The sequence below is a fragment of the Lysobacter sp. 05T417 genome (assembly GCF_056396405.1).
In genome coordinates, this window is sequence record NZ_JBFTLK010000005.1 from 415,007 (window position 1) to 437,973 (window position 22,967).

General features: G+C 66.4%; 22 protein-coding genes and 1 pseudogene. 10 read left to right on the forward strand and 13 right to left on the reverse strand.

The window, feature by feature from the left end:
• Positions 1-41: 41 nt before the first annotated feature.
• The 8 genes from AC1DER_RS11485 to AC1DER_RS11520 form a co-directional block, all read right to left on the reverse strand.
• Positions 42-1,304 (reverse strand): efflux RND transporter periplasmic adaptor subunit, encoded by a 1,263-nt coding sequence (locus AC1DER_RS11485; RefSeq protein WP_441815260.1) that lies wholly within the window; start codon positions 1,302-1,304, stop codon positions 42-44.
• A 151-nt stretch (positions 1,305-1,455) separates the two neighbouring features.
• The gene (locus tag AC1DER_RS11490; RefSeq protein WP_477243717.1) at positions 1,456-2,829 is read right to left on the reverse strand and encodes a leucyl aminopeptidase family protein; all 1,374 of its coding nucleotides are present in this window, start codon (positions 2,827-2,829) and stop codon (positions 1,456-1,458) included.
• Complete coding sequence (locus AC1DER_RS11495; RefSeq protein ID WP_477243715.1) at positions 2,826-3,545, reverse strand: HAD-IA family hydrolase; 720 nt, start codon at positions 3,543-3,545, stop codon at positions 2,826-2,828. Before AC1DER_RS11495 ends, AC1DER_RS11490 begins: the two co-directional genes overlap by 4 nt.
• Positions 3,546-3,656: 111 nt before the next feature.
• Positions 3,657-4,778: an AI-2E family transporter gene (locus AC1DER_RS11500; protein ID WP_477243713.1), complete on the reverse strand. Its 1,122-nt coding sequence runs from the start codon at positions 4,776-4,778 to the stop codon at positions 3,657-3,659.
• On the reverse strand, positions 4,775-5,206 hold the full coding sequence (locus tag AC1DER_RS11505) for a hypothetical protein (protein ID WP_441815256.1): 432 nt from the start codon (positions 5,204-5,206) through the stop codon (positions 4,775-4,777). The genes AC1DER_RS11500 and AC1DER_RS11505 overlap by 4 nt, the downstream gene beginning before the upstream one ends.
• Positions 5,207-5,251: 45 nt before the next feature.
• The gene (locus AC1DER_RS11510) at positions 5,252-5,815 is read right to left on the reverse strand and encodes a phage holin family protein (protein ID WP_477243710.1); all 564 of its coding nucleotides are present in this window, start codon (positions 5,813-5,815) and stop codon (positions 5,252-5,254) included.
• Positions 5,816-5,821: 6 nt separating this feature from the next.
• On the reverse strand, positions 5,822-6,184 hold the full coding sequence (locus AC1DER_RS11515) for a hypothetical protein (RefSeq protein WP_441815254.1): 363 nt from the start codon (positions 6,182-6,184) through the stop codon (positions 5,822-5,824).
• Positions 6,185-6,227: 43 nt separating this feature from the next.
• A complete protein-coding gene (locus AC1DER_RS11520; protein ID WP_477243708.1) occupies positions 6,228-7,661 on the reverse strand; it encodes a trypsin-like peptidase domain-containing protein in 1,434 nt (477 codons plus the stop codon).
• Between the two features lie 543 nt (positions 7,662-8,204).
• Between AC1DER_RS11520 and AC1DER_RS11525 the strand changes: the two genes are divergently transcribed.
• The 3 genes from AC1DER_RS11525 to AC1DER_RS11535 all read left to right on the forward strand — a co-directional run bounded on the left by AC1DER_RS11525 (position 8,205) and on the right by AC1DER_RS11535 (position 12,123).
• Positions 8,205-10,373, forward strand: coding sequence for an adenosylcobalamin-dependent ribonucleoside-diphosphate reductase (locus AC1DER_RS11525; protein WP_441815252.1), 2,169 nt, complete (start codon positions 8,205-8,207; stop codon positions 10,371-10,373).
• A gap of 279 nt (positions 10,374-10,652) precedes the next feature.
• Positions 10,653-11,246, forward strand: coding sequence for a hypothetical protein (locus tag AC1DER_RS11530; RefSeq protein ID WP_477243705.1), 594 nt, complete (start codon positions 10,653-10,655; stop codon positions 11,244-11,246).
• A 91-nt stretch (positions 11,247-11,337) separates the two neighbouring features.
• Positions 11,338-12,123 (forward strand): TSCPD domain-containing protein, encoded by a 786-nt coding sequence (locus AC1DER_RS11535; protein WP_441815250.1) that lies wholly within the window; start codon positions 11,338-11,340, stop codon positions 12,121-12,123.
• 80 nt (positions 12,124-12,203) lie between these two features.
• Here AC1DER_RS11535 and AC1DER_RS11540 read toward each other — a convergent pair whose 3' ends face one another.
• Together AC1DER_RS11540 and AC1DER_RS11545 are read right to left on the reverse strand one after the other, a co-directional pair.
• Entirely contained in the window at positions 12,204-13,253 is a 1,050-nt protein-coding gene (locus AC1DER_RS11540) for an oxidoreductase (RefSeq protein WP_477243703.1), read from the reverse strand.
• 63 nt (positions 13,254-13,316) lie between these two features.
• Entirely contained in the window at positions 13,317-14,006 is a 690-nt protein-coding gene (locus AC1DER_RS11545) for a hypothetical protein (protein ID WP_477357973.1), read from the reverse strand.
• Between the two features lie 173 nt (positions 14,007-14,179).
• Here AC1DER_RS11545 and AC1DER_RS11550 point away from each other — a divergent pair, with 173 nt between their 5' ends.
• A complete protein-coding gene (locus AC1DER_RS11550; protein ID WP_477243699.1) occupies positions 14,180-14,491 on the forward strand; it encodes a hypothetical protein in 312 nt (103 codons plus the stop codon).
• Positions 14,492-14,549: 58 nt separating this feature from the next.
• Here the strand turns inward: AC1DER_RS11550 and AC1DER_RS11555 are convergent, their stop codons facing one another.
• Positions 14,550-15,323 (reverse strand): alpha/beta fold hydrolase, encoded by a 774-nt coding sequence (locus tag AC1DER_RS11555; protein WP_477243697.1) that lies wholly within the window; start codon positions 15,321-15,323, stop codon positions 14,550-14,552.
• Between the two features lie 171 nt (positions 15,324-15,494).
• Here AC1DER_RS11555 and AC1DER_RS11560 point away from each other — a divergent pair, with 171 nt between their 5' ends.
• Positions 15,495-16,964 (forward strand): HD domain-containing phosphohydrolase, encoded by a 1,470-nt coding sequence (locus AC1DER_RS11560; protein WP_477243695.1) that lies wholly within the window; start codon positions 15,495-15,497, stop codon positions 16,962-16,964.
• Between the two features lie 63 nt (positions 16,965-17,027).
• Here AC1DER_RS11560 and AC1DER_RS11565 read toward each other — a convergent pair whose 3' ends face one another.
• The gene (locus AC1DER_RS11565; protein ID WP_441817003.1) at positions 17,028-17,795 is read right to left on the reverse strand and encodes a TerC family protein; all 768 of its coding nucleotides are present in this window, start codon (positions 17,793-17,795) and stop codon (positions 17,028-17,030) included.
• 407 nt (positions 17,796-18,202) lie between these two features.
• On the opposite strand from AC1DER_RS11565, the gene AC1DER_RS11570 reads away from it, so the two are divergent.
• The 3 genes and pseudogenes from AC1DER_RS11570 (at position 18,203) to AC1DER_RS11580 (ending at position 20,073) form a co-directional block, all read left to right on the forward strand.
• Complete coding sequence (locus tag AC1DER_RS11570) at positions 18,203-18,415, forward strand: hypothetical protein (protein ID WP_441817002.1); 213 nt, start codon at positions 18,203-18,205, stop codon at positions 18,413-18,415.
• A 46-nt stretch (positions 18,416-18,461) separates the two neighbouring features.
• Positions 18,462-18,557: pseudogene (locus tag AC1DER_RS11575) on the forward strand (peptide-methionine (S)-S-oxide reductase); the annotation flags it as partial.
• Between the two features lie 316 nt (positions 18,558-18,873).
• On the forward strand, positions 18,874-20,073 hold the full coding sequence (locus tag AC1DER_RS11580; RefSeq protein ID WP_477243692.1) for a serine hydrolase domain-containing protein: 1,200 nt from the start codon (positions 18,874-18,876) through the stop codon (positions 20,071-20,073).
• A gap of 21 nt (positions 20,074-20,094) precedes the next feature.
• Here AC1DER_RS11580 and AC1DER_RS11585 read toward each other — a convergent pair whose 3' ends face one another.
• The gene (locus tag AC1DER_RS11585) at positions 20,095-20,763 is read right to left on the reverse strand and encodes a class I SAM-dependent methyltransferase (RefSeq protein WP_477243690.1); all 669 of its coding nucleotides are present in this window, start codon (positions 20,761-20,763) and stop codon (positions 20,095-20,097) included.
• A gap of 240 nt (positions 20,764-21,003) precedes the next feature.
• Here AC1DER_RS11585 and AC1DER_RS11590 point away from each other — a divergent pair, with 240 nt between their 5' ends.
• Entirely contained in the window at positions 21,004-21,582 is a 579-nt protein-coding gene (locus AC1DER_RS11590; protein WP_441816998.1) for a methyltransferase family protein, read from the forward strand.
• Between the two features lie 236 nt (positions 21,583-21,818).
• Entirely contained in the window at positions 21,819-22,931 is a 1,113-nt protein-coding gene (locus tag AC1DER_RS11595; protein WP_477243687.1) for an alpha/beta fold hydrolase, read from the forward strand.
• Positions 22,932-22,967: the final 36 nt, after the last annotated feature.

Sequence of the window (22,967 nt, forward strand, 5' to 3'; positions counted from 1 at the left end):
CGATACGGTAGGAGGAGGAACTGCGTTAACTGCTTCGTTGATTACTGGTCTGCCGAGCCGCTGTCGGACTCGGCGGCGGCGACGGCAACCTTGACGCGGTCGCCATCGGCCAGACCTGCGGGAGGGTCGAGCACGACCGTCTCACCGCCTGAGAGGCCCTGGGTGACTTCGCGGTCGTCGCCCAGGCTGCGGCCGACGGTGACCTCGTGCTGCTGCGCCTTCTCGTCGACGACGACGAAGGCCAGCTGCTTGCCGTCGCGGCTGGTGATCGCCGCGGCCGGCACCAGCACGCCCGGCTTCTGCTTCGGCGCTTCGGGTTTGGCTGCTTCCAGGAAGCTCACGCGCACACCCATGTCCGGGACGATGCGCGGGTCCTTGGTCTTCAGCGCGACGCGGACCTTGACCGTGGCCTTGCCGCGGTCGGCCGCCGGGATGATGGCGATCACCTCGGCCGGGATCTTCCAGTCCTGGTAGGCGTTGAGCGTGGCCTCGACCGGCATCTTCGGCTGCACGCGGCCGATGAAGGCCTCGCCGACCTCGACCTCGATCTCCAGCGAATCCATGTCGACGATGGTGCCGATGCCCGTGCGGGTGAAGCCGCCACCGGCCGACAGCGGCGAAACGATCTCGCCCGGCTGCGCGGCCTTGGCCGTGACCACGCCGGAGAACGGCGCGCGCACGATGGTGTTGTCGACGCCCAGGTCGGCGATGTGCAGGCGGTCGCCGGCGACCTTGGCATTGCGTTCGGAGGTGGTCAGTTCGGCGCGCAGCGAATCGCGCGCGGCGATCGCTTCGTCGTACTGCGCCTTCGACACCAGCTGCTGGTTGACCAGCGTGGACAGTCGGCGGGCGTTGGCTTCGGCCTCGGACAGACGCGCACGCACGCTTTCGACCTGGCTGCGCGAGGCGCCGACCTGGGCGCTGGCGAGGGTGCGTTCGGCATCGGCGTCGATCGGATCGAGCGTGGCCATGATCTGGCCTTCCTCGACCTTCTGGCCTTCTTCGATCAGCACTTCGCGCACTTTGCCGGTGATCTTGGCCGACACCGTGGCCATGCGGCGGGCGACGACATAACCGGTGGCGTCGAGCACCGAAGCGTTGCCACCGCTGCCGATGGCGGTTGCGGTGGCGGTCTTCACTTCGACGCCGCGCTCGCGGCCAAGCACGGCCCACGCCGCGAGTGCGAGTACGAGCACCACCGCAACGACAGCGAGCGCGATCCACAAGCCGCGGCGTGATGCCGGCGGCGGTGGCGCGCTACGGTCTATGCGCAATTCCCTGAGCAGGTCGGACGAGGCAGTCATATGCACACCAGACGCAAGACGGCGCCTAGTGTGACGTCAGACCACCGATTGCGCCAACCTGCCGGAAGTCAGTTTGTGCAGGACCGGGCACGTGGCACGGGGGTTATCGCTACCACCCGGGCCGGGTCGATCGCGATCATCCCAGGGCCCATCAGGTCGAGGACAGCTTCCTGAGCAGCGCATACGCCCCGCGCAGCCCTTGTGCTTCGCCACCGGCCGGACGGCCCGGGCGATCACTGTCGTTCCAGCTGTACACGTCCAGGTGCGCCCACTTCTGCACCGCCGGGACGAAGCGCTCCAGATAGATCGCCGCGGTGATGCTGCCGGCCATCTTCGAAGGCCCGCCGTTGGCGATGTCGGCGACGGTGCTGGTGAGGTAACGCAGGTACGGGCGCCACAGCGGCATGCGCCACAGCGGATCGCGTTGCTCGATGCCCGACTCCAGCCACAACCGCGCCACGTCCTCGTCGTTGCAGTACAGCGCCGGCAGGTCCGGGCCAAGGGCGATTCGCGCAGCGCCGGTCAGCGTGGCGAAGTCGAGCAGCAGCGCCGGCTTCTGCTCGCCGGCGTAGGTGAGCGCGTCGCACAGGATCACGCGGCCTTCGGCATCGGTGTTGTCGATCTCCACCGACATGCCCTGGCGCGTGGCGACCACTTCGCCCGGACGGAATGCATTGGGGCCCACGGCATTTTCGACCGCCGGCACCAGCAGGGTCATGCGCAGCGGCAGCTTGCGCGTCATCACCAGTTCGGCCAGGGCGATGGCATGGGCGGCGCCGCCCATGTCCTTCTTCATGTTGCGCATGCCGTCGGCCGGCTTGAGGTCGAGGCCGCCGGTATCGAAGCACACGCCCTTGCCGACGATGGCCACGTGCGGGTGCGATTCGTCACCCCAGGTGAGTTCGATCAGGCGCGGCGCACGGTGGCTGGCGCGGCCGACGGCGTGGATCGCCGGGAAATTGCGGGTAAGCAGGTCATCGCCGCTGATCACCTCGATCCGCGCGCCGAAGCGCTCGGCCAGTTCGCAGGCGACCTGCTCGAGCTGGTCCGGGCCCATGTCTTCGGTCGGGGTGTTGACCAGGTCGCGCACGCGAAGGCACGCAGCGAGCTGGGCGAAGGCTTCGTCGTCTGCCTGCACCTGCAACAGCGCCGGTTGCCGCAGCGGCTGCTTGTAGCGGTTGAAGCGGTAGCTGCCCAGGCCCCAGCCCAGGTGCAGTGCCGACCGTGCCTCGACCGGAAGCTCGGTCGCCAGCACCCAGCTGCGCAGCGGCAATGCATACGGCGCGTGGCCGTAGGAGTAGGGGTCGAGCAGGTCGGCCACGCCGATCACCGCAGCAGCCAGGCCACCATCCGCCGCGGGCAGGGTGAGCGCCGTCCACGGCGAGCCATCGAATCCCTGCGCATCGAGCCAGGCCAGCGCTGCCGCATCCTGCGTCGCCCGCCACTGGCCGATCGTGTCGCGGCTGACCACATGCAGCGGCAGGCTCTCGGTGCGGGTATCGGCAAAGCCGTGCGGGATGCTCATGCGCTGAGGAGTTCCGGTTGTTGTGCCAGGTCCAGCCAGTCGGCCAGTCCGGCGAGTGTGGCGAATTCGAGGTCGGGGCGCAGGTCGGCATGGGGCCAGTGCGCGCCGTCGCGGTTGATCCAGCAGCTGCGCATGCCGGCGCGGTGGGCGCCGACCACGTCCAGTTCGATGTCGTCGCCGACATGCAGGACATCGCCGGGGGCGAGGTCGAGCTGGCGGCAGGCGGCGTGGAAGATGCTCGCCGCCGGCTTGGGCGTGCCGTGCTCGCGCGCGCCGAGCTGGAAGGCGAAATGCGCCGAGACGCCAACGCGCGCCAGGTCGGCATTGCCGTTGCTGATCGCCGCCAGCGGTACGCGCGCGGCCAGCCGCTCCAGCGCAGCGAGGGCATCGGGGTAGAACTCGACGCGGTTGCGTTCGGTGTAGAACGCCTCGAACGCGGCATCGGCATGCTGCTGCGGATCATCGCCGCTCAGTTCCATCGCGCGGATCAGGCTCAGCTTGCGCAGCTGGCTGAAGTCGTGGGCGAGGTCCGGACGTTCGACGAAGACGCGTTCGCGCAGTTCGCGCATCGCCTCGATCGGGAAGCGTTGCGCCGTGCCTGGGCAATGCTGCAACAGCCACGCGTGCAGCACCTGCTCGACCCGCGCCCCGATCGGCGCGAACGGCCACAGGGTGTCGTCGAGGTCGAGGGTGATGGCGCGAACGGGGAATTGCATGCCGATATTTTAGCCTGTTTGCTGCACTGCCCCGTCGTTAACGGCATACCGCGCTTTTGCATGAGCGTCCCAGGCGACCTTGGCGCGCCCGGGGCCCGGATCCGGCTCGGCTCACTCCAGCAGGCGCGCCCAGCCCCCCAGGCCCTCGATCCGCGCCAGCACCAGCTTCACGCACACCAGCAGCGGCACCGCCAGCAGAAGGCCGATGATTCCCCACAGCCAGCCAAACAGCATCAGCGCCAGGATCAGCACCAGCGGCGACAGGCGCATGCGCCGGCCGAGCACGATCGGGGTGATGATCTGGCCCTCGATGGTGTGCAGCACCAGGTAGATGCCTGCCGGCAGCAGCGACGGCAGCAGCTTGTCGAAGGCGACGAAGCCCATCAGCAACATGATGACGATGCCGACAAGCGGGCCCACGTAGGGAGCGAAGTTCAGGATCGCCGCCATCGTGCCCCACAGCAGCGCTTCGGGCAGCGGCACGCCCAGCCAGTACAGCGCGCCGGCCAGGGCAAGGCCGAGGGCGATGTTGATCAGGGTGATGGTCAGCACGTAGCGCGATATCTCGCGCTCGATCGAATGCAGGATGTCGACGGTCAGCTTCTTCTGCTGCCGTGTCGGCAACAGCGCGATCGCGTTTCGTTGCAGGCTTTCGCCATAGACCATGAAGAAGAACGTCAGCAGCACCACCGCGAGCACCGAGGCCACCCGCCGCGGCGTCGCGGTCAGCGCCTTGTAGGGTTCGTTGAGCTCGGTGCGGATCACCTGCACCGGCTTGCCGGTGCTCTCGCCTCCGGCGGCTCGGGCGATGTTCTGCGCGGCCTTGTTGGCGTCGAGCATCGGCTTGGTCAAGTCGCGCAGCTTCGGCGCGATCGACTTCATTTCGCGCGGCACCTGCCGCACCCATTCGCCGGCCGGTTCGACCAGCTGGTTGCCCAGCGCGGCGGCGCCGGCGAGGCCACCGGCGAGCACCAGCACCGCACCGAGGAAACGCGGGACGTACAGCTTCTGCAGGCCGCGGATGATCGGGTTGCCGATGAGTGCGCAGAACATCGACAGCAGGACAGGCAGGACCAGTTCCTGCGCCGCCCATAGCGTGTAACCGACCGCGAGCGTGGCCAGCACCATGGCCGCGCTGGAGGACCTCGGGCGTGCCAGTAACGGGGATGGCGGAGCGTCGCCCTCGCCGGGCGGTTCCGATTCGGAAGGTGCTTGGGTTGCTGGGATGCTCAAGGTTCGACCGGATGGACCACGCCGCGTGCAGCTTGCACAGTTGCCTCGGCGCGCGCCAGCGTCAGTGCATCTTCGTCCGCAAGTGGAGGCGCAGCCACGACGGGCGCGGGAGCGGCGGCGGCCTGTTCGGCGCTGGCGGCTGCCTGCTCGGCACCTTCGGCGGCCACCTGGGCGCTGCCGCCGGCGAACAGGCCCGAGATCATCGTCACCAGCTGCATCAGTCCACCGCTTTTGCCCAGGGTGCGCAGCGGTTCGGCGCGGCCGACGACGAAGCCGGCGGCGAGGCCGGCGATCACGATCCTTCCCGGCGTCCACAGCTCGCGCCACGACGTGCGCACCTTGCGCAGGTCGGCTACGGCGCTGCGCTCGCTGGCTTCGAGCGCGTCCTCGGCCTGGTCGACCTTCTGGATCAGCTGTTCAAAGCGCATGGCGGCGGGCGACGAGGGAAGTCATGGGAATAGTCATGGGACTGGTCATGGCGGCGCGACGTCGATGCCCTGTTCGTCCTTCTTCGGCCGCCCCGACAGGCTCTGTTCGTGGCGCTTTGCAGCGTCGCGGGCCGATTCCTCCGAGCCCGGGCCGGGCATGAAGTCGGCGAGGTCGCCGATGCCCAGGCGCGCCAGCTGCCGGCGCGTAGCCTGCAGGCGGGTGTGGTCGAAATAGTGCATCGCGCGCCAGCAGGCGTAGCCCGTCACGGCCAGGCTGAGCAGTGCGGCGATCAGCATTGCCAGCAACCACGACAGGCCCAGGGTGGTCAGCAGCGCGACCAGGCTGCCCATCAGGAACAGCCAGGCCGAAGCGCCGAAAACGATCGCCACGCCGACAAAGGCAAGCGCGCGGCCCAGCGCACTGCGCGCCAGCGCCAGGTCGGCGGCGACGAGGCTGCGCATCGCCTTGGCCGATGCGCCCGCGGCGCGCAGGCCGGTGCGCGCGGTGGCGCCCAGTTCGCGCAGCGCCTCTCCCAACTGGTCAGGCGGCGGAACCGATGCCCCGGGCTCGGGTCCCTCGGGCGTTCGATCGTCCCCCACCTGGCTCATGCGGTTTTACTTGTCGCCGCTGCGGGCGAGCTTGGCGATGATCCAGCCGGCGGCAAAGGCGACGCCGAAGGACGCAAGCGGGCGCTCGCGGATCAGTTCGGCGGCGCTGTCGATCAGGTCGCGGCCCTTGTCCATCAGTGCATCCACCTGCTCGCGGGCAACGCCCCCGGCCTGCTCGGCGGCAGCGATTCCCGACAGGGCGCTGTCGGCCAGGTCGGCCTTCACGTTCGCCTTGCCCACGCGCAGTTCGTCGCCGGCCGCGCTGGCTGCGCCGCGCAGTGCCTCGCCGGCATCGCTCGCCGCCTGCTTGAGGTGTCCGCCGGCTTCGCCGAGGTGGGTCTTCATGCCGTCGCTGGGGGTGGGATTCATCAGGTGTTCCTCCAAGGGGTCTCGGGGTGTCGCAGGCGTGACGTTACTGCATCGACAAGTTGCCCTGTCGGCCGCCGCCACGTACGACGCGCAGGACCAACTGTGCGGGAGCCTGTGTGAAGCTGGCGCGGAAACCTGAAAGATCCTCGAACGTACCAGACGTGGCAGCGGTGATGATGTCGTCCTTCTGCAGGCCGTTCTGCGCAGCGCGGCTGCCGCGCGCGACCGATTCGACCAGCACGCCGGAATAGCCCGACTGGCGCAGGCGCTCGGGCAGTTCGGCGAACACGGCGCCGGCCAGGCGCGGGTCGAGCTCCAGTCCCTGGAACGACTTGGGCTGTTCGCGCAGCACGGTGTTCATCTGGATCACCTTGCCGTCACGACGCACCTCGAGCGCGACGCGGCTGCCGACGGCCTGCAGGCCTTCGAAGTTGCGCAGCGCGTCCGGGTCGTCGATGCGCTCGCCGTTGGCGCTGATGATCACGTCGCCGGGCTTGAGGCCGGCCGTCGCCGCGCCACCACCGGAGTAGACCTGCGTGACCAGTGCGCCGCGCGCTTCCTCCAGGCCCAGTCCCTGCGCCAGGCGCGCATCGACCGCCTGCGACTCCAGCCCCAGCGTTCCGCGGATCACCACGCCATTGTTGGCGATCAACTGGCCCATGATGTTGCGCGCCAGGCTGGTCGGGATGGCGAAGCCCAGACCGATGTTGCCGGCCATCGAACCGCGCGGATTGAAGCTGGCCGTGTTGATGCCGACCAGTTCGCCGTTGAGGTTGACCAGTGCGCCGCCGGAGTTGCCCGGATTGATCGAGGCGTCGGTCTGGATGAAGTTCTGGAAGCCCAGTCCGCGCAGGCCGGTGCGGCCGACCGCGGAGACAATGCCCGAGGTCACCGTCTGGCCGATGCCGAACGGGTTGCCGACGGCGACGACGAAGTCGCCGACCCGCAGCGCATCGGAGTTGGCCAGCGGGATCGCGGCCAGGTTGGGTGCGTTGATGCGCATCAGCGCGACGTCGGTATCCGGGTCCGAACCCAGGAACTCGGCCTTGAGCGTGCGCCCGTCGGCCAGCGTCACCGATACCTCGTCGGCGCCCTCGATCACATGGTGGTTGGTCAGCACGTACCCGCGCTGGGCATCGACGATCACGCCAGAGCCGAGCGATTCGTTGATCCGCTCCTGGGTCAGCTCCGGGAACATGCGCCGGAACATCGGGTCGCCGCCGAACGGGCTGACCTTGACCCGCTGCTTGGTGTGGACGCTGACCACGGCCGGGGTGACCTTGGCCAGCATCGGCGCCAGCGACGGCAGTGGCTGGCCGCTGACCACCACCGGCAACGCGGCCACGGCGGGCACGGTGGTGGCTGCGGCCGGCGCCGCCTGGGCAGGCGTTTCCAGGCCATCGCGCATGGCGATGGCGACGAATCCGCCGAAGGCGGCGGCCAGGGACAATGTAAGAAGGGTCGGCAGAGGGCGCATCGCGTCGTTCTGGCTGGAGGGGAGGAGGGGTCGGGTCCGCACACGGCGGCTGAACGGCCCCAGTGTCTGGCAAGACCACTAAATAGGCCATGAAGTTTCCAGCATCTGCGCCGCCGCCGCAGCCCCCGCCAGCGGCGGTCGCGAGACCGGCGCGGCTTGCAAGTGCACCTGCCGCACTGCATCGCTGACGTCCGTCACGCATTGTGACTGCGATCAAAAAAGCGTTGACTAAATTCGGCACCGGGTTTAGCTTGAACCCTCGCTTCGGCCACTACATGTAGTGGTCAACGGGCGGCGGGAGCCCAAAGTTAGGGATTTCCTGGCTTAGAGTTGCGGTACTGTCAGCGCTATCGGGGGATGGCGCGGAACGGGAGCAAGATGAGCCCAAAATCGAACCAGAACCCATGTTTCGCGGACGTGCAAGACCGGTCGCGGGCATCGCCGTCGGCGACCGTTTGGTGGTCAGTGGCTTGGCGGCACCCAATATAAGAATCCACCGGCAGCGGTCCCGATCCGCTGCCAGAACGAGGAGAAAGGACAGGCATGAGCACAGTGCGCCTCGAGGCGGTCAAGACGGCCGCGGCTGTAACGGGGGACCTCGAAAGGGAAATCCCGATGCAGCCCGCTTCCCAGGACATCTGGGACAAGAAGTACCGGCTGAAGACCAAGACGGGGAAGGCCGTCGATTCCGATATCGACGCCACCTACCAGCGCGTGGCCAAGGCCCTGGCCGAAGCCGAGCCCAATGCCGAGAAGCAGCAGTACTGGAACGAGCGTTTCGTGTGGGCGCTGCGCCGCGGGGCCATTCCCGCCGGCCGCATCACCTCCAACGCCGGCGCGCTCGAGCACAAGCCGGCCACCTCGACCATCAACTGCACCGTCTCGGGCACCATCGAGGATTCGATGGACGGCATCCTGGAGAAGGTCCACGAAGCGGGCCTGACGCTGAAGGCCGGTTGCGGCATCGGCTATGAGTTCTCGACGCTGCGTCCGCGCGGCGCGTTCGTCGCCGGTGCCGGCGCCTACACCTCCGGCCCGATGTCCTTCATGGATATCTACGACAAGATGTGCTTCACCGTGTCCTCGGCCGGTGGCCGTCGTGGCGCGCAGATGGGCACGTTCGACGTCTCCCATCCGGACGTGAAGGACTTCATCCGCGCCAAGCGCGAAGACGGCCGCCTGCGCCAGTTCAACCTGTCGCTGCTGATCACCGATGGCTTCATGGAGGCCGTCGACACCGACGCCGACTGGCCGCTGGTGTTCCCGGTCAACATGAAGGAAAAGGGCGACATCAACCTCGACGACGCGACCCAGGTCGTGTGGCGCGAGTGGCCGACCCACCGCAACTACATCGTGCGCGACGACGGCCTGGTGGCCTGCAAGATCTACGGCCACATCCGTGCCCGCCACCTGTGGGACATGATCATGGTCTCGACGTATGACTACGCCGAGCCGGGCTTCATCCTCATCGACCGCGTCAACGAGATGAACAACAACTGGTGGTGCGAGAACATCCGCGCGACCAACCCCTGCGGCGAGCAGCCGCTGCCGGCCTACGGCGCCTGCCTGCTGGGCTCGGTCAACCTGACCAAGTTCGTTCGCGACCCGTTCACCGACCAGGCGACCTTCGACTGGGAGGAATACAAGGAAGTCGTGCGCGTGTTCACCCGCATGCTCGACAACGTGGTCGAGGTCAACGGCCTGCCGCTGGAGCAGCAGCGCAACGAAATCATGCGCAAGCGCCGCCACGGCATGGGCTTCCTCGGCCTGGGCAGCACCGTGACCATGCTGCGCATGAAGTACGGCAGCAAGGAGTCGTGCGAGTTCACCGAGCGCATCTCCCGCGAGATGGCCGTGGCCGGTTGGGAAATGGGCCTGGCGCTGGCGAAGGAAAAGGGCGCCGCGCCGATCATGGACGAGCTGTTCGCCGTCGATGCCGAGATGCTGCGCAAGCGTCCGGAGATGGTGAAGGACGGCTGGAAGATCGGCCAGGACATCCCCGGCCGCGTCCTCCACGCCCGCTACAGCCGCTACATGCAGCGCGTCGCCTCGGTGGCGCCGGAGCTGGTGGACGAGCTTGCGCAGACCGGCGCGCGCTTCACCCACCACAGCTCGATCGCACCGACCGGCACGATCTCGCTGAGCCTGGCCAACAACGCCTCCAACGGCATCGAGCCGTCGTTCGCGCACCACTACAGCCGCAACGTGATCCGCGAAGGCAAGAAGTCGAAGGAAAAGGTCGACGTCTATTCCTACGAGCTGCTGGCCTACCGCGAGCTGATCAACGCCAAGGCCATGCCGTTCTCGGATGAAGAGCACGCCAGGCTGCCGGAGTACTTCATCTCCGCCGACGACATCTCCCCCAAGGAGCACGTCGACGTGCAGGCCGCGGCGCAGAAGTGGGTGGACAGTTCGATCTCCAAGACCGCCAACGTCCCGACCGACTACCCGTACGAGCAGTTCAAGGACATCTACCGCTACGCCCACCAGCAGGGTCTGAAGGGGTGCACCACGTTCCGCTTCAACCCGGCCGCCTTCCAGGGCGTGCTGGTCAAGGAAGCCGACCTGGAAAACACCACCTATCGCTTCGAGCTGGAAGACGGCAGCGTGCTGGAGGTCAAGGGCAACGAGCAGATCGAATACGACGGCGAGATGCATACCGCCGCCAATCTGTTCGATGCGTTGAAGGAAGGCTATTACGGAAAGTTCTGAGCGCTGTGGTCGCGAGCGCTGCGAGGGACCTGCTTTCAGGCGTCAGGCAACAACGGCACCCGGGGGAAGCAGGTTCCTCGCACTTTCGAAGCGGTAGAGGCAGGGGGCAGCGGTGATCGCCTCCACACGGAGTCCGGGCCGGCTCCGCGTTCATGTACCAGGCCCAAGTGAGTAACGTGTGGATTGTGTCGTGCGCGTGCAGCAGGTATAGCATCGCCCTTGCAACACCCCGATTACCGCAACACGCCAACCAGGTTTTGACGCCCGTCAGGAGGGCACATGAGCAATGGCAACGGAGTGACGGCGACCCTGTCGCAGGCCGCCGATAACGTGAAAGAAACCGCATCCCACATTTCCAGCGCGGTGATGCACCGTGCCGAGGAAGCGGTGGCGTCGGTCAAGACCACCGCCAAGAAGGCACGCAAGGCCGCCAAGAAGGCGGTAGGCACCGCCAAGAAGAAGCTCGCCGCTGCCAGCGCCAAGGCCAAGAAGGAAGCTTCGTCGCTGAAGGCGAAGGCCGGCAAGAAGACGGCCAAGAAGGCGACGAAGAAGGCTGCAAAGAAGGCAACCAAGAAGGCAACCAAGAAGGCTGCGACCAGGACGACCGCGAAGAAGGCGGTGAAGAAGGTTGCGGCGAAGAAGACGGCGAAGAAGGCCGCCAGGAAGGCAACGAAGAAGGTTGCCAGGAAGGCTGCGAAGAAGGCCGTCAAGAAGGCCACGAAGAAGACTGCGACGAAGAAGGTCGCGAAGAAATCAGCCGCCCGGAAAGCTGTGAAGAAGGCGCCGGCCAAGAAGGCCGTAGCCAGGAAGGCGGCGAAGAAGGCAGCCAAGCGACCCGCAAAGAAGGTCGCGAAGAAAGCTGCCAGGAAGTAAGTGCCCCGATTGGTCGCCGCGTCCCAGTGGCGCGGCGACCGCCTTAAGCGACATATAACTAGATCAGCGTTACCGCACCAGGAGCGGGTTCATGGCCGTCAAGATCGACAAGAAAATCAAGGGCTACAGCGTCGTCACCCCGGAAGACAAGGCGAAAGAGGCTTCGCGCCCGGCGCCGGTCGCCGCGGTCGAGTCGCTGCCGACCGCCGACGTGATCCAGATGCACGAGCGCATAGAGCGCCCCGAGATCCTGATCGGCTCCACCTACAAGATCAAGTCGCCGCTGTTCGAGCACGCGCTGTACGTGACGATCAACGACATCGTCCTCAACGCCGGCACCGAGCACGAACTGCGCCGTCCCTTCGAGATCTTCATCAACTCGAAGAACATGGACCACTTCCAGTGGATCGTCGCGCTGACCCGCATCATGTCGGCCGTGTTCCGCAAGGGCGGCGACGTGACCTTCCTGGTCGACGAGATGAAGGCCGTGTTCGACCCGAAGGGTGGCTACTTCAAGGCCGGTGGCGTGTACATGCCGTCGCTGGTGGCCGAGCTGGGCAGCATCGTGGAGGACCACCTCAAGTCGATCGGCCTGATGCACGACCCGGAGATGAGCGACGCCCAGCGCGCCCTGATCGCCGAGAAGCGCGCCGCCTACGCGCAGCTGTCAAAAAAAAACTCTGACGCGGGCCACGTAGACCTGTTCCCCGAACCGCGCATCAGCGATACGCCGCGCAGCGAGGACGTCGAAGTCACCGGCGACGGCGTCAGCTTCCCGCCGAGCGCGACGATGTGCCACAAGTGCAACACCAAGGCGGTCGTGATCATGGATGGCTGCGCGACGTGCTTGAACTGCGGGTACAGCAAGTGCGGTTGAGCTGACCGCGGGAACGGAACCGAAGCGGACGCCAAACCCGGGCGCGCGAGGCGCTTCGCCGGGATGGCCGACATCCCGGCCTACGGCTCAAGCTCCAGCGAAACCGCACGCCCCTGCGTTACCGAGCGCATCGCCGCTTCCATGACCGCCATTACCCGGACGGCCTCATCCGGCGCAACCGGATTAGGCCCATCGCCCGCGATGGCCTGCGCGAGCTCTGCATAGAACCGCGACTGGTCACCTGGCACGGCGGCCCGTGTCTGGATCGGGCCATCGTCCCGTCGCCATTGCAGGGGGTCTGGATCGATACCCCAGTCCGGGTCGCCGGGTCGAAGACCCGCAAGCAGTTGTTGCTCCTGGCGATCGGGCTGCACCTTGACCAGGGATCCTCGTGTTCCATGCACGACGAAGCGCGGTCCTGGGATCGCGGCGAGCATTCCTGCATGCAGGACGGCCCTGGTCGCACCGAAACCCAGCACGACATGGGCCCAGTCGTCCGTGGTGGCGCCGCTGCGTTGCTGTGCCAGGTTCGCCTGCACGGTGTCGGGCCATCCGAACAGCATCAGCGCCTGATCCACCAGGTGCGGTCCAAGATCCCACCACAGGCCTGCAGCCGGGCCGGGTCGCTCGCGCCAACGATCGCGAACCTGCGGGCGGAATCGTTCGAGTCGCGATTCGAAATGACGGGCCTCGCCGATCAGGCCTTCGCCCATGGCCTGTCGCACCGAGAGGAAATCGCTGTCCCAGCGACGGTTGTGAAACACCGAGAGGAGTCGGTCGTTTGCCTGCGCAGTCGCTCTGAGTTCGCTTGCCTGCGACAGGTCGGGCGTCATCGGCTTGTCGACGACGACGTGTTTGCCTGCGCGCAGCGCAGCTTGGGCGAGCGGAAAATGCGTGTCGTTGGGTGTGGCGATCACCACCAGGTCGATGCCGGGGGCGACGACGGCCTGCATGGGATCAGCTTCGATCTCCACGCTCGGCAGCTCCGCCCGCACCTGCTCGGGTCTGCTTGAGGCAACAAGCGCCATGGACAGCCGGGGGACCGCGTTGATCAGCGGCGCATGGAACGTGCGCGCGGCATAGCCGTATCCGATCAGCGCAGTGCGAATTGGACTGGATGGCGTGTTCATGGCGGATACCGGAATTGGCTATGCGCAGAATTACCAGAGGAGTGGTGAGACCGGCCAGTCACCTTACTCGGCCCGTTCCGAAACGTTGATCGAGTTCCACTCCCAGGTCTTCCCTTCATCGGTCGAGAAGGCCTGGCTCCAGATTGGCAAGGTGGGATTGCGCACGTCCCATCGGAATACCACGATGATCTTCTGGCCCTTGTAGGTATCCCTGGCAAAGAAGTGGCCCACCATGTTCTCGAACGAACCGACGACAGGCGGATCCAGGCGCCCGGAGTTGCCATCCGCCCAGTAGATGCTCCACAACCGGGTCTTGGGATCGAACAGTCGCAACGCCACGCCTTCGTACGGTTTGCCTTCGGACTGCTCGGTGTATTTGTCGATGTTGCCGAGGCCGTCGAGGATCTGATGCATCTCCACGCGGGACTCGAAGTCGATCCACTCGGTCGAGCCGGTGAGCCTGGATTTCAGTTTGCGGTTCCGGAGCTTCCAGTTTCCAACCAGGTAGTCGAAGTCATGCCGTGACGCCGTCGCCGACGGCGCAATCAGCAGTTCACCGTTGCTGTCGAAATGCAGCTGTGGGACCGCCAGCGAGGTGTCGGGCACGAGCGCCGGGTCTACGCGCGGTGCGGCCACGGAGCCGAAGGGCAGCACGGCAAGTGCGAACAGGAGCACGGCGCAGGCTTGCCCGGCTGGCCAGCGCCGCGCGCCGACCGTCTTCTTGGGGTCCGTTGCCTGCATGGGGTTGGCCATCATGTCGGTTCCTCCGAACTGGGTGTGCTGCGGCCGATCGTGCAGGGGCCGGCGCGATATCACACTCCCGTGGCGTTGATATGGCGTGAAGGCCTTGCAGCCCACAGTGTTGCGGCGACTCCACGGCGGTGGACGCGTGCAAGCGGCCCAGGCAATTGCCCTACAATGCCTCGATGGATTACCAGCTGATCATCAAGTTCTGGCGCAAGTCACTGGCGGACGAAGCCTTCCTCGCAACGATCGAGAGCGAGTTGAAGCAGGCGCTGGGCGACACGGTCGAGCTTGATGGTTATGACGTCAGCAAGAATGAGATCAATCTCTTCATGGTGACCTCCGACCCGAAGCAGTCCTTCCGGCGCGCCAGGGAGGTTCTGACGCGCATGGGTCTCGTCAACGGAGTCTCGAGCGCGTACCGGCTGGTTGGCGGCGCACGTTTCACCTCGCTGTGGCCGTTGCGCTCCACACGCAAGTTCACGTTGCCGTAGCGAAAAAAAGCGCCCCGCGTATGCGGGGCGCTGAGCAGCCCTGGTTCCCGGGTTGCGCTTACATCTTGCCTTGGGCTGCCTGTTCGATCAGCTGAGCCACCACGTCCGGCTTGGAGACATAGATCGCATGGCTGCCCGCTGCTTCGGCGACCTTGGCGCCTGCACGCTTGGCCATCATCTGCTGGGCCGGCGGCGGGATCATGTGGTCGTCGGTGGCGACCAGATACCAGCTCGCCTTCGACTTCCACGCCGGAACGGTCACCTTGCCAGCCAGGGCTTCAACACCCCACGGCACCTGCGACGCAGCCATGAACTCTGCTTCCTCTGCCGGGACATCACCTGCGAACGACGCGGCGAACTTCACCCGATCAAGGAACAGGAAGCCATCCTGCGGCGGCAGGATCGGCGGCTGCGCGGCGCCCGGCGGCGGGTTGGCGATCAGGGTCTGCACCGACTCGCCGGCGTCCGGCGCGAACGCGGCGATGTAGACCAGGCGCTCGACCTTGGGGTCGGTGCCGGCCTCGGAGATCACCACGCCACCGTAGGAATGGCCAACGAGCACGACGGGGCCGTCCTGCTGGGCGATGACGCGCTTGGTGACCGCGACGTCGTCGGCGAGCGAGAGGGTGGGGTTCTGCACGATGCTGACGTTGTAGCCATCCTTCTTGAGGATGTCGTAGACCTTCTGCCAACCGGAGCCGTCGACGAAGCCGCCGTGGACCAGGACGACGTTCTTGACGGCCTTCGGGGCCGGGGCGGGCTTGGCGGCGTGGGCGGTGGAGGCCAGCGAGACGGCGGCAACCGCAGCGAGCGCGAGCGACTTCAGTTTCATGGGATTCTCCAGATGGAATGGTTGGGCGGATCGGTCTTTCGGCGGAGGGGCTGGCGGGCCAACCTTGGAGCGCAGATTGCCGCCTGCCCCCCGCGCGCACCATCGGTTGAATGACCGAGGCCCGGACGGGCAGGGCGCAGATAGACTTCCCCTCCACCCCGTGTAGAGGTCATGAAGGCCGTGGACGAATCCGCAGTCGCCCTCCTGGATGTGATCCGCTCGTTGGCGTTCGTCGGCGACCTCGCCATGGGGCAACCCACCGACCATTCGCCGCGTGCCGCCTGGATGGCGGGACAACTGGCCCGCGAGACGGGAGCGGACAACGCCGCCTGCACGCGCGCCACCGCGGTCGCCCTGCTGCGCTGGTCGGGTTGCACCGCCAACGCACCGGAGTTCGCGCAGTTGTTTGGCGACGACGTGAGCGGGCGCAAGGCATTGCTCGCGATCCAGTCCTCCGGCAGCAGTTTCCGTTCTGGCACGCGCAACAAGGGTTCTGCATTCCTGTCACTGTCGCGCATCCATTGCGAAGTGTCGGGAGACATCGCCGAGCAACTGGGTTTGGACGAAGAAACACAGTTCGCCCTGCGCCACCTGTTCGAGAGTCACGACGGCAGCGGCGCGCCAGATGGCCTGCGTGGCGACCAGGTACCGATCGCGGTCTACATGGCGTCTATTGCCGGCGACCTCGACATCTTCAATCGTCTCTATGGCTTCGATCAGGCGTGCCGGCTGATTGGTGAGCGTGCCGACACGCTGTATCCGCGCGCAATTGCCGATGTGGTTCTCACGCATGCCCGCCAGTGGCTCGCGGCACTCGACGCTGACCCGACCTTGTCCGGGCCGTGCTCGCTGGAAGCAACGTTGGCAGGCCGTACGACGTCGCTGGAGATACTGGCCCACGTCATCGACCTGAAACTGCCGTGGATGACCGGTCATTCGCGCAACGTGGCGCAGATTGCACGCAACGCGGCCATCCATCTGGGCCTGGACGAAGTCAGTCAGCAGCGGGTGTACCGGGCCGCCCTCATTCATGGCATCGGGCGCGCTGCGGTGCCCAACATGGTCTGGGACACGCCGGGCCGCCTGGCCGTGTCGGCGTGGGAGCGTGTCCGCCTGGTGCCGTACTGGACCGGCCGCGCGGCACGCCAGATCGGCTCGCTTGGGGCGGAGGCGGAAGTCGCCTCGTACGCGTACGAGCGGCCCGACGGATCGGGCTACTTTCGCGAGGTCAAGGAGCTCAGCATCCCGCTGGAAGGGCGCATCCTCGCTGCCTCCGTCGCACTGGCCGCGCTCCGGGTCGAGCGTCCGTGGCGCGAAGCGTATCCGGACCACCAGGCCCGTGAAATGTTGATGGCCGAAGCCGAGGCAGGCCGGCACGACCTGGCCGTCGTCCGAGCGCTTTTCGACAGGCGCCGCGAGGTCGTCCGTCAGCCGACGCCCTCAACGACGGGATTGCTTACCGAGCGCGAACGGGACGTCCTTCGCTGGATCAGCCTGGGCGCCAGCAACAAGCAGGCGGCACAGAAACTCTCCATCAGCCCCAGTACCGTCCGCACGCACGTGGAAAGCGTGTTTCGCAAGCTCGAATGCACCACGCGTGCTGCGGCCACATTGAAGGCAACCCAGCTGGGCCTGCTGTAGCCGCGAGCGTTGACCGGATGCGGAAGCGGCCGGCGCGAAAGCCGGCCGCCTCGCATTGCGCCTTTACGCCGACGGCGCGTCGTCGGTGAACCGTTCGTGCAGCCTCACCGGCTCGACCTTGGTCCGTTCGCGCTTGCGGATCCACAGGTTGATCAGTTCGACGAACACCGAGAACGCCATCGCGGCGTAGATGTAGCCCTTCGGGATGTGCTGGCCGAAGCCATCGGCGATCAGCACCAGGCCGATCATGATCAGGAAGCTCAGCGCCAGCACCTTCACGGTCGGGTGGCGCTCGACGAAGTCGCCGATCGGCCGGGCGAACATCAGCATGAAGGCGATCGAGATCAGGATCGCGGTGACCATCACCCAGCGCTCGTCGACCATGCCCACCGCGGTGATGATCGAATCCAGCGAGAAGACGATGTCCAGCACCATGATCTGGGCAATGACGCTGGCGAAGGTGGCCGTCACCGTGCCGACGCCGACGTGCTCGCTGGCCCCTTCCAGCTTCTGATGGATCTCGTGGGTGGCCTTGCCGATCAGGAACAGGCCGCCGCCGATGAGGATGAGGTCACGCCAGGAAAACTCGTTGCCCAGCACCGAGAACAGCGGCGCGGTCAGGCCGACGATCCAGGCGATGGCCAGCAACAGGCCCAGGCGCGTCACCGCGGCCAGGGTGATGCCGAGCCGGCGCGCCTTGTTGCGCTGCTCCGGGGGCAGTTTGCCGGCAAGGATGGAGATGAAGATGATGTTGTCGATGCCGAGCACGAGTTCGAGCGCGGTCAGTGTGGCCAGGGCGATCCAGATCTCGGGGTTCAGTAGGGCGTCCATTGGGGTCTCGTAGAAGGGCGGGGCGGCCGTGGGCCGGTGGCTGGCCGAACCTGCCCGCGCACGCACGGTGCCTGCCGGGAGCGGCGGGGCCATGTGATGGGCGGTTGGGGTTCAAGGCGGCGGAAAAGCCACGGCGCCTGTGCATTCAATGGGCGCACCTTCGCCGTGGGACGGCGAAGGTCTTGCTCGCAGGACGCCTCAGGCGACCTGCTGCTGCACCGGGGACGAATCCCGTAGTGACGGTGCCAGCATGCGGGAGCTACTCCCCTTCGTGACCGGGATAGTAATGCATCGGCCGCCGCCGGAGGAATGGCGGGCCCGGGTTCGGCTATTCTCCGGGCCAGCGCGGTGAAGCTTCAGGCGCTACCTGGAAGCCATTGGCGGTTCAACCAGAGGGGAGAAGGATCTTGAGCGACCCGTACAACACGGCTGATTCGCAGCCAGTCACGCCGCGCGAGGCGACGCCTCAGCCCACCGCGGTCAGGCAGAGCGTCATGTTCCGTCTGCTTCGTTATGCAAGCGTCGGAATCTTCACCGCCAACATGCTGGTCATGTTCGCGACCACGGTGTTTGTGCCGGTGTTGAACGTGATCTACTTGAGGCCGCGCCAGGCGGACTGATCCGCATGACCCAGAGTTCTTCTTCCAGATCCACGACCCCACATCGATGAATCGCCAGGGCAGCGATACCGGAACCAGGTACCGTTCCGCCATCTTCTACCTGAGCCAAGCGCAGAAGCTTGCCGCTGAAGCCACGATTGCCGACCTCGAAGCCTCCGGTCTGCTTCCAGGCAAGGTGGTCACCTCGGTCGAGCCAGCCGGCACCTCTGGGAGGCCGAATCGGTGCACCAGGACTACCTCGAACGTTCGCAGCAGCTGGCATGCCGACGCATTCGCCCCGGTTGGAAGCTGCCTTCTGCCAGGGCATGACCCGGCAGGTTTGCGGGGCCGGCAGTCGCATGTGTTCGTCAGCCGGCGGCCGCGTTCCGTCGCACTGACGGCGGTTTCGTCGCAAGGCGGTCGCAAGGCTCGCGACACGGCAGCATGCTCCGCGAACTTGCGGAGCGCCGGAGCCCAACATGCGTGCCTACGGATGGATGACTGTACTTGCCCTCGCCGCTTCCCTCGCATCCGGCCCGGCAGCGCCCTCGGCGCCGCTTCCGTCGACGACCGCAGCGGCCGCGCCCGACCGTGCCATCGAGGACCGGATGGCGCAATCCGGGCTGGTCGGCATCGGCGCGGCAATCATCATCGACAAGAAGCTGGCCTGGTCGAAGGGCTATGGTTTCGCTGACAAGCAGCGCGGTGTGCCGTTCACACCCGACACGGTGATGAACATCGGGTCGATCAGCAAGACCGTCACCGGCGTGGCGCTGATGCAGGCCGTGCAGGACGGCAAGCTGTCGCTGGATGCCGACATCAACGACTATCTGCCGTTCAAGGTATCCAACCCGTCGTTCCCGCGCGTGCCGATCACGCTGCGCCAGCTGGCGACACACACGTCCGGGATCACCGACCGCTGGGAGGTGTACCAGCGCCTCTACCACTGGGGCGACGACGCGCCGGAGGCCCTGTGCGATTTCCTGCAGGGCTACCTGGTACCAGGCGGCGACGACTACGCGAAGGAGAACTTCCTCGCGTTCAAACCCGGGACGCATCGGGAGTACTCCAACATCGCCGCCGGACTGGCCGGCTGCATCATCGAGCGTGCCGTCGGCGAGAAGTTGAACGTGTACACCCGCCAGCGCATCTTCACTCCGCTGAAGATGGATCACAGCGGCTGGTTCCTGTCGGAGGTGCCGGCGGGCTCGCACTCCACGCTGTATGTCTACCAGGACGGCTTCAGTGTGCCGATCCCGTTGTACGGCGTGACCACTTATCCGGATGGCGGAGTGCGGACATCGGTGGCAGACCTGTCGAGGTTCTTCATCGCGCTGCTCGATGGCGGGCAGTACCAGGGGGTGCGCATCCTGCAGCCAGAGTCGGTCGCCGAGATGCTGAAGTTCCAGTACACACAGGCCAACAAGCCCGACAACGTCATCCTTGCCGAGAAGAACTCGGGCCTGTTCTGGTCGACCAAGTTCAATGTCACCCGCATTGGCCATGGCGGTTCAGACCCCGGCGTGCGGACCGAGATGCTGTCCAACCTGGCCAAGGACGTCGCGATCATCGTGTTCGTCAACACATCGCTGGCCGAACACGACGCCAAGGCCTACACCGCGCTCATGGACGACCTGTGGAAGTACGCGGAGGCGTTGAAGCAGCAGGCCGGCCGGTAGCGCCCGGCCGGGCTGCCCCGGTCACGCTGCGCCCTGCACCTTGCGCGAGTAGTGCAGCAGTCGCCCCCGGTACGGCGGCAGGTCCTCGTCGTCCATCGGGCAGCGCTCTTCGATCAGCTCGAACCCCTGCGCGGCAAGCAGGCGTGTGAAGCGGGTGCTGTGGCCGCGGCCGGGGTCTGTGACGACCACTTCGGCATCCGCACTTGCGTGCCTTTCGACCACGCCGGCGAGCAGCAATGCGTGGTCGAGCTCATACAGCACGTCGCTGGCGATGATCAGGTCGAAGTGACCGAGCGTCGGCAACGGCACGTTCCACAGCAGCTGGCGGTAATGCAGCGCCGGCAGCGCATTGAGCGCGGCGTTGTATGCGAGGAAGGATTCGGCCAGCGGGTGCATGTCCGATGCGACCACGTTGGCGCCGCGGCACTGCAGCACCAGGCTGGCCAGGCCGATGCCGCAGCCCAGCTCCAGGACGCGCTTGCCGGCGACATCGAAGCGGTGCATGGCCTGTGCTAGCAGGCGTCCTGCCGGCCAGACCTGGCCGAACAGGCTCCATTGCGCGGAGGAAATGCCCAGCCGCGCGCCATGGCCGTCCGGGTCCGAGAACTGCTGCTTGTCGCTCAGAACCCGCAGGCGGTAATCGTGCCCGCCAATGGGCACCACCTGGTTCCGCGTTGTGTAGCCGGGCATTGGCGCTCCCTGGGGGGGCGTCGCCCTGGAAAACAGGGCAGGACACGCATGAAAGGGAGCGCAGCGAGCGCGCCGATCGGTCGTACGGACGCGAAGGTGAAACGTGAGGATGCGAACCCATCGTACACCCGGCCGTTGTGGCAAGGTGGGCGCCGGCGCAACCCGTTGAGGAGCGCCTCCGGGCCACAACCAACGGGCCGCGGGCCCTTGCTTCACCGACCGGACTGACAGGAAGGATCCATGCCGCCGTTCTTCGAGCACGCACTGCGCATCACCTGGTTCGCCGTACTCGGCTATTGGCTGTGGGCTTCGCGCTCGGCCAAACGTGTCGAGCAGCAGGAGTCGCTCGCCAAGCGCCTGCTGTTCTACTGGCTACCGCTCGTCGTCGCCGCGCTGCTGCTGGGACCGGGCGAATGGTTCGGTCGAACGTTGCTTCGCGAACAGTTCGTTCCCCACTCCACACTTGTCTATGCGGTCGGTCTGGCCGTGGCGATCGGCGGTGCGGCGTTGGCGATCGTTTCGCGGGTGATACTCGGCCGCAACTGGAGCGCTACGGTCCAGCTCAAGCAGGACCACGAACTGGTCACCCAGGGGCCCTACGGCCTGGTCAGGCATCCGATCTACACCGGCTTCGTGTTGCTGTTCCTCGGCAACGCCATCATGGTCGGCGATTGGCGCGGCCTGCTTGCCGTCGCCATCGTGTTCGTGTCGTTCTGGCGCAAGCTGCGCCTCGAGGAACGTTGGCTTGGCGCCCATTTTGGCGAGCCCTACCGTCTGTACCAGGCGCGGACAAAGGCGTTGATTCCCGCCGTGCTGTAGTCGACATCACGGTCGATTCACGCATCTGGGCGATAGTGGCCGCCGGGCGCTACACAACTTTACAAAACGCCCGATCACCGGAAACAGCAGGGACACACGGGGCCGTTGAAATGACGGCGCCAATCCAGCAGGAGTCCCGTGATGAAAGCGCCTGTTCCCATCCCCGGCCAGCGAATCGACGCGCGCCCTGATTATTGCCTCCCCGGAACCACGGGGATGCCATCGGAGTGCATTCCGTGAAGCCTTTTCGCGTGCTTGAATTCCTGCAGCATCGCCGCGAGGTCGAGATGGACACCATCCAGACAGCCACGTTCGATCCGCACCGCAGGCGCCTGCTGGGCACGGCGGCGATGGGCATTGCGGTGGCGCCGCTGGGCCTGGCTGCTCCCGCGCGTGCGCATGCCGGCCCTTCGAAGTCCGCACCTGCCGGCGCGACCGGCGCGACCGGCGCGACGTTCTCCGCGCTCAGGCACGTGCGCGCCGGCGTACTGGACATCGCGTATGCGGAGGCGGGGCCGAAAAAGGGCCCGCCCGTCATCCTCCTGCACGGCTGGCCGTACGACATCCACAGTTATGCAGAGGTCGCGCCGTTGCTGGCGGCCGCCGGCTATCGCGTGATCGTTCCGCATCTGCGCGGCTACGGCACCACGCGCTTCCTGTCGGCGGACACCGTGCGCAACGGCCAGCCCGCGGCACTGGCGCAGGACGTCATCGAGCTTATGGATGCCCTGGGCATTGGCAAGGCGGTCATCGCCGGCTACGACTGGGGCGGCCGTTCGGCCGACATCGTCGCGGCAATCTGGCCCGAGCGTGTCAAGGCGCTGGTCGCGGTGAGTGGCTACCTGATCGGAAGCCAGGCGGCCGCGCAGGCGCCGCTGCCGCCGGAGGCGGAATTGCAGTGGTGGTACCAGTACTACTTCGCAACCGAGCGCGGACGCGCCGGTTACGCGAAGAATCGCCACGACTTCGCCAAGCTCATCTGGAAGCTGGCATCGCCGAAGTGGGCATTCGACGACGCGACCTTCGATCGCAGCGCGGCAGCGCTCGAGAATCCGGATCACGTCGACATCGTCATCCACAACTACCGCTGGCGGCTGGGCCTGGCCCAGGGCGAGGCGAGGTACGACGAGCTGGAAAGCAGGCTGGCCCAGTTCCCGTCGATCTCCGTGCCGACCATCACGCTCGAAGGCGACGCCAACGGCGCGCCGCATCCGACGCCGGAAAGCTATGCCAAGCGCTTCACGGGCAAGTACCAGCACCGCCTGCTAACCGGCGGCATCGGCCACAACCCGCCGCAGGAAGATCCGCACGCCTTCGCGCAGGCGGTCATCGATGCCGACCACCTGTAAGTGCGCAAGACGCATTGAACGATCCCCCATCGAAGG